This is a genomic window from Streptomyces sp. NPDC059010, from assembly GCF_042740355.1.
Lineage (GTDB): Bacteria > Actinomycetota > Actinomycetes > Streptomycetales > Streptomycetaceae > Streptomyces.
Genome location: NZ_JBHYJA010000005.1, coordinates 1 through 7,046, shown reverse-complemented (window position 1 = coordinate 7,046; position 7,046 = coordinate 1). Strand labels below are relative to the sequence as shown.

2 protein-coding genes are annotated in these 7,046 nt (G+C 75.9%); both read right to left on the bottom strand.

The window, feature by feature from the left end; genetic code table 11:
• Positions 1-1,905 (bottom strand): beta-ketoacyl synthase N-terminal-like domain-containing protein (locus ACFWYS_RS06370; RefSeq protein ID WP_384764142.1); only part of this gene is annotated, 1,905 nt, incomplete at its 3' end.
• Positions 1,902-6,962, bottom strand: a complete 5,061-nt coding sequence (locus ACFWYS_RS06365) for an amino acid adenylation domain-containing protein (RefSeq protein ID WP_384764678.1) — start codon at positions 6,960-6,962, stop codon at positions 1,902-1,904. The genes ACFWYS_RS06365 and ACFWYS_RS06370, both read right to left, overlap by 4 nt.
• Positions 6,963-7,046: the final 84 nt, after the last annotated feature.

Genomic DNA, 7,046 nt, shown 5'->3' with positions numbered 1-7,046 from the left:
GCGCCCCCCCCGGGGCCCCCCCCCCCCGGGGGGGGCGGCGGCGGCCCGGCCCCCGCCCACCCCGTCGAGCCACGCGGCGGTCAGGGCCGCGTCGACCAGGTCGGCGATCTCGCCGTCGTCCGCGTCGGTCGCCGACTGGATGACGTGGCGGTGCGCGGCGGCCACGCCGGGGCCGACGACGATCACGAACTCGCGCTCGGCAGGCGGCATCTGCCCGGCGGCCGTGTCCGCGACGGTCACCGGACGCCCCAGCGCCCGGGCCACGGCGTCGGCGATCAGCGTCGGACGGGCGCCGTCGCCGGTCCGGACGACCTGGGCCGAGCGCGGCTCGACCAGCGCGGTCCGCGCTGCGGGCGGGCGGGGGACGCGGAGCGCGGCGATCAGTGCCGACCGGTCGCCGCTCACCACCCGGCGATGCTCGAAGTGCCGCCGCCCCACGCGCAGGGTGTGGGCGACATCCTGGAGCCGGTGCCGGCCGGCCGCCAACTCGTCCGCCAGCTCGCGGGATGCCGCGTCCAGGGCGGCCCGGGTGCGCGCCGACAGGATCAGCCGAACCGGTGGCTCGACCGTGTCGGCCGCGCCTGACGGGTCGGTCCGGACCGTCTCCGGCGCGGGCTCCAGCACCACGGCGACGTTGGTCCCGCCCTGTCCCATCGAGTGGACCAGTACGGCCCTGTCGTCGGCGGCGTTCCGTCGGGCCACGGTGTCCAGGACGAACGGGCTCTCGGCCAGCAGGCCCGGATCGCGAGGGGTGCGCAGGTGCGGTAGCGGCGGGATCTCGCCGGTCCGCACGATGCGCAGGGCCTTGATCATGCCGACGATCCCGGCCGCCGAGCCGCAGTGGCCGATGTTCGCCTTCACCGAGCCCAGGCTGCAGAACCCGGTGCGCGCGGTGGTCCGGCGCAGCCCGCGGGTCAGGCCGAGGAGTTCCACCTGGTCGCCCAGGGGCGTGCCGGAGCCGTGCGCCTCGACGTAGATCAGGCGGTCGGCCGAGACGTCGGCGGTGTGCAGAGCGGTCGACACCACGTCGGCCACCCCGGCCGGACTGGGCGCCGTGAACCCGGGCCGGTCGGGGCCGTCGTTGTTGACCGCGCTGCCCTTGACGACCGCGAGGACGGGGTCGCCGTCGGCGAGCGCGTCCGCCAGTCGCCGGAGCACGACGACGCCCACCGCCGCGCCGGCGGTGGTGCCGGTCGAGGCCGCGTCGAAGCTGCGGCACTGGCCGTCGTCCGACATGATCCCGGCCGGGTCGCGCCGGTGGCCGTCGGGCGGGTGGACCGTCGAGGTGCCGCCGGCCAGCGCCAGGTCGCAGTCTCCGGCCAGCAGCGCGTTCACCGCCTGGTGCACCGCGGTCAGCGACGACGAGCACGCCGTCTGGACCGAGATCGCCGGGCCGCGCAGACCGAGGCGGTAGGCGACGACCGCGGGGAGGAAGTCGGGGAGGCTGCCGCGGCGGATGTCCCCGTCGGAGAAGGCCGAGAACCCGGTCTCCCGCGCCCGCGCGAGGTACTGGGCCATCGCGTAGGTACTGAAACTCGCCCCGGCGTAGACGCCGGTGACCAGGCGTTCGCGGCTCCGGCCGGCGTGCCCGGCCGCCTCCAGCGCCTCCCAGCAGGCTTCGAGGAACAGTCGCTGCTGGGGATCGGTGACCTCGGCCTCGGCCGGGGTGATGCCGAAGAAGTCGGCGGCGAACTGGTCGTAGCCGGGCAGCGGTGTACCGAACCGGATGTAGTCCGGCGCGGCGATCATGTCCTCGCTCACTCCGGCCGTACGGAGTTCCTCGTCATCGAGTTCCCGGACGGAGACCCGTCCGTCCTGGACGTTCTGCCAGAACTCCGCCGGCAGCCAGGCGTCCGGGAACCGGCCCGCGACGCCGATCACGGCGATGTCGGTCTGTGAAGTCACCACTCTCGCACCCCGTTGTCTTGACTTGTCCCCGCTCGCGCCCGGCTCCGCCGGGCCGTCAGGCCGGCCCGCCGCCCCGTCGTGGCGGGTCGCCCGCCATCGGCATGAAGCTCGCCCCCGGCCTGACGGTCGTCCCCGGCCAGCAGTGCGGCCTGCGCCCGTACGGTGACGTGCGAGAACAAGTCGCCGACTGCCACCTCCCGGGCGCCCAGTCCGCGCAGCCGCTCCAGGAGCGCGATCAGCAGCAGCGAGTTGCCACCGGCCTCGAAGAACGGCTGGTCGAGCCCTACCTCCGGCCGGTCGAGCAGTGCGCACCAGATGGCGCGGATCTTTTGCTCCAGTCCGGATTCGCGGGCGGCCGGGCCGGATGCCCCGGCCCCGGGCGAAACGGAGGCCTGATGCTCTGCCCCGGGCACCGCGCCCGGTGCGCCGGTCAGCAGGGCCCGCAGAGCCGCCCGGTCCGCCTTGCCGGTCCGGGCCAGTGGAATCGCCGGGACGGGAACCAGGAGTTCGGGAACCAGGTGGCCGGGCTGTGTCGAGCGCAGCCGGTCGAGCACGTGCCGGCCGACCGCGGCGTCGGGCCCGCCGTCCACCCCGGAACCCGGCCTGCCGTCCGCCCCGGAACCCGGCTCGCCGCCGGCCCGGACGTCCGCCCCGCCCGCGTCCTGGCGCCCCTCCATCACTGCGAAGGCGACCAGCCGGCCCTCGTGGCCGAACACTTCGGCCTGCCGTACCTCGGGCAGGGCCAGCAGGGCGGCGCGGACCTCGCCCGGCTCGACCCGGAAGCCCCGGATCTTGACCTGGTCGTCCACGCGTCCGTGCAGGCGGATGGTGCCGTCGGCCGACCGGACCGCCACGTCGCCGGTCCGGTACATGGGTCCGGCCCCGGCGTCGGCGGCCAGGAGGCGGTAGGCGCGTGCCGTCTCGGCGGGGCGGCGCAGGTAGCCGGCCGTCACCTGCGGGCCGCCGATCCAGAGCATCCCGGCCTCGCCGTCCGGCAGCGGACGCAGGTCCTCGTCGAGGACCAGGATCCTGACGTCGGGCAGCGGCCGGCCCACCGGCGGCGTCTCGGGGACGCCCGGGTCGAGCAGGTGGGTCACGGCGCCGATCGTGGTCTCGGTCGGGCCGTAGTGGTTGATCGTCAGCGTGCCCGGCGGGCGTGCTGCGGCCAGCGCCCCGACCAGAGTGGCGGTGATCGGCTCGCCGCCGAGCACCAGCACGTCGGCATCGCGCAGCGCGGCGCCGACCGGGGTGTCGAGCAGCCGTGCCGCGTGCGAGGGCGTGAGCTTGACGACCTCGATCCGGTGCCGGCGGATCAGGTCGGCCAGTAGACGGCCGTCGAGGCACTCGGCGTCATCGGCGATGACCGTGGACCCGCCGGTGGCGATCGGGGCGAGTACGACGGTGCCGGAGAAGTCGGTGTCGGCGGTGCTGGCCAGCAGGTGCCGGGTGCCGACCAGGCGCGGGTACGTCCCGTGCATGGCCGCGATGTACGAGGTCAGATTTCCGTGGGTGACCACGACGCCCTTGGGCTGGCCGGTGGTGCCCGAGGTGAACAGGACCGCGGCCGGATCCGTCCCGGTGACCGGCGGCGGCGCGGTCGCCGGCCCGCTCAGGCCGGTGATGTCGATGGTCGCCAGGTCGTCGACGGCGGTACGAGCGCCGTCGTCGGCGAGGACCACGCGGGCTCGGACCTCCCGGGCGATGTACTCCAGCCGGGGCTGCGGGACGTCGGTGGAGACCGGCGTGTAGGCCGCCCCGGCGCGCAGCACGCCCAGCCAGCCGGCCACCATCGCGGGGCCGCGCCCGGCCACGACCGGTACGACGTCGCCGGGACCGATCCCGGCCGCCCGCAGCCTCGTGGCCACGCCCCAGGCCCAGGCGTCGAGTTCGGCGCGGGTGAGCTCGGTGTCGCGGTGGATCAGCACCGTGCGGTCCGGGGCGCCGGGCAGCGCGCCGAGCGCCACCGGCAGGGCCGGGCCGGTCTCGGGCAGCCCGAGCCCGGCGGTCGGGGCGGTGACCAGGTCGGTCAGCGCATCGCCGAGGTCGGCGGCGATCCGGGCTGCGGTGGCGGCGTCGAACAGCGCGGTCACGTAGCCCAGGGCGAGGTCCAGCCCGGCGCCGTTGGTCTGGGCGTCGACGACGAGTTCGTACTTGGCCCGCGCGAACCCGGTGGGCAGCCAGCGGGCTGCGATGTCGGCGCCGAGGTCCATCGGCGGCAGGACGCCGTCGGACAGCGAGATCTCGACCGGGGTCAGCGGCGGCCGGCTCAGGTCCCGCTCCGGTTGGAGCCGGGCCACCACGTCGTCGAACGGCACGTCGGCGTGCCGGTACGCGGTCAGCGCCGAGGTCCGCACACGGGCCAGGACGTCGGTCCAGGTCTGCGCGCCCCTCAGGTCCGCCCGGAGGACCAGGGTGTTGACCAGCATCCCGATCGCCTCGGCGCGGTCCGCGTCCTCCCGGCCGGCCCAGGGCGAGGTGAGGAGGAAGTCGCGTTGTCCGGAGCGGCGGGCCAGGGCGACCGCCACCGCTGCCGCCAGCACCATGAACACGCTCACGTCGTGGGCGGCTGCGAAGTCCGCGATCCGGGCCGCCACCGCGGGGTCCAGGGGCACCGGGCAGGAGGCGGCGGCGGTGTCGGCGGTCTGCTGCCGCAGCCGGTCGTGCGGCAGCAGCACGTCGGTCGGCGCGCCGCGCAGCGACGCGACCAGGTCGTCGGTGCGCTCTGGGGTCGTCGCGGGCAGCGCGGGCAGCCGGGTCGGGGGCAGCGCGGCGTCCGGCGCGCCGGATCGACGGGCCCGGTACGTCGCGGCGATCTCCCCGAGCAGGAGGCGAAGCGACACCCCGTCCACGGCGATGTGGTGGGCGCACAGCACCAGGAGTGTCCGGGTCCCGTGGGTGATCACCTCGGCCCGCACCGGCGCCTGGTTGCGGAGGTCGAACGGGTCGCCGCACAGGGCGTCGATGTGAGCGGCGAGCGCCGCGTCGTCCAAGCCGGCGGCATCGAGGCGGCCGACCTCGGGCGGGGGCCCGAGCCTGCCTTCGACGCCGCGGCCGTCGGCGGCCAGTTGGAAGCGGGCGCGCAGCATGGGGTGCCGTTCCAGCACCCGCCGTACCACCGAGCACACCGTCTGCGGATCCACCGGTCCGGTCAGTTCCAGCACACCGGGAATCAGGTACGCGGTCTGATAGGAGGGAACCTGGTTGAGGATCCAGAGCCGCCGCTGGGCGCTGTCGGCCGGGAACGTGTCGCCCGCTCCGCCGGAGTATCCGGCGTCCGGCGGCGCGGCGAAGGGCGACGCGGTTCCCGGTGCCGCTGCTTCCGACACGGCTGCTTCCGAAACGGCTGCTTCCGATGTCGGGGACGCTGAGGCGGCCAGTGCCTTGGCGAACCCGCCGACCGTCGGGTCGGCGAGGAAGTCGCGCAGCGCCAGAGCGGGGCGGTCCTGGGTCTGGGCCTCGGTGATCATCCGTGCGGCGACCATCGATGTGCCGCCGAGGGCGAAGAAGTCGGCGTCCGCCGCGAAGTCGGCGGTCCCCTCGTCCCGGCCCAGGGCGCGGGCGAAGAGGCGCACGGACAGCTCGTGGTCGGCCGTGCGGTCCGCCGGGTTCGGACCGTTCTCGTCCGCCGCGGCGGCCGGCTCCCGCCACGGGGCCGAGCGCAGCGCGGCGACGTCGAGCTTCCCGTGCGCGGAGCGGGGCATGGTCGCGACGACCCGGACCGACGTGGGGACGACGGCCGCGGGCAGCCATCGGCGCAGGGCGGTGCGGACCCGCCCGGCGGTCGGCGGAGCGGACTCGTCGACCTCGACGTAGCCGACGAGCCGGTCGCGGTCGGCCTCGCGGTCGGCGAGCACCGCCGCGCTTCGCACGCCCGGCACCGCCTCCAGGAGCGCCTGGACCTCGCCGAGTTCGACGCGGTTGCCGTTCACCTTGACCTGCTGGTCGGCCCGGCCGCGGTATTCGAGGCCGCCGTCCGGCCGCAGGACCGCCAGGTCGCGCGTGGCGAACATGCGGGCGCCGGGGATCTCGGACCAGGGGTCGGGGAGAAAACGCCGCGCTGTCAGGGAGGGACTGCCGAAGTATCCGGCGGCGACCCCGGCACCGGCGATGTAGAGCTCGCCGACGGCTCCGTCCGGCACCGGTTCCAGGTTAGGGCCGAGCAGGTAGACCCGGGTGTTCGGGACCGGCGTCCCGATGCCGGGCAGCTCCGGGTCGGTGTCCGGGTCGGCGGTGTGCGTCGTGGTGATCGCCGGGGCCTCGGTGACGCCCCAGACGTTGGTGACGCGACAGCCGAGCTTGGCGCGGGCCTCGCGGACCCGGCCGCCGGTGAGCACCTCGCCGCCCATGACGACGTGCCGCACCCGGCCGGTGCCGGGGGCGACATCGGTCAGCGCGGCGTGCACGGCGCTGGGGGTCCCGAACAGCGCGTTCAGGCCGGGCTCGCCGGTCAGCAGCGGAGCCAGCAGTGCCGGGTCGCGGCGCTGCGCGTCGGTCGCCAGTATCAGGTCCGCGCCGGACACCAGCGCCGCGGCGATGTCGGCGTTGCCGGCGTCGAAGGACACGGAAGCAGCCGACAGGATGCGGTCGCCGCGGTCGAACGGGAACAGCCAGCACCAGCGCAGCGCCGCCTGGAGCAGGGTCCCGTGATCGATGACCACACCCTTGGGCCGGCCGGTGCTGCCGGACGTGTAGAGGACGCACGCCGGGTCGCTCTCGGCCAGTTCGGGGCCGGCGGCCGACGCGTCGGCCGATCCGGTGTCCGCGGCGGGCTCCGGGTCCACGGACGGAACCGGGATCGGCAGATCGTCGATGCTGAGCACTGTCACGCTGGAGTCGAAGGCCGCCGTCGGCGCGCCCGCAGACGCGTCGACCAGCGCCACCCGCGCCTTGCTGTCGGCGGCCAGATAGGCGACGCGCTCGTCCGGCAGGTCGATGTCGATCGGCAGGTAGGCGGCCCCGGCGCGGAGCACGCCGAGCCAGCCGGCGACCATGGCAGCGCCCCGGCCGGACGCGACGGGCACGATGTCGCCGCGGCCGACGCCGCCCCCGCGCAGGGCGGCGGGGGGCGCCCCCCGCGCCCGGGGCGCGGGGGGGGGGGGGGGGGGCCCCCGCGGGGGGGCGGGGCCCCCGCGGGCCCC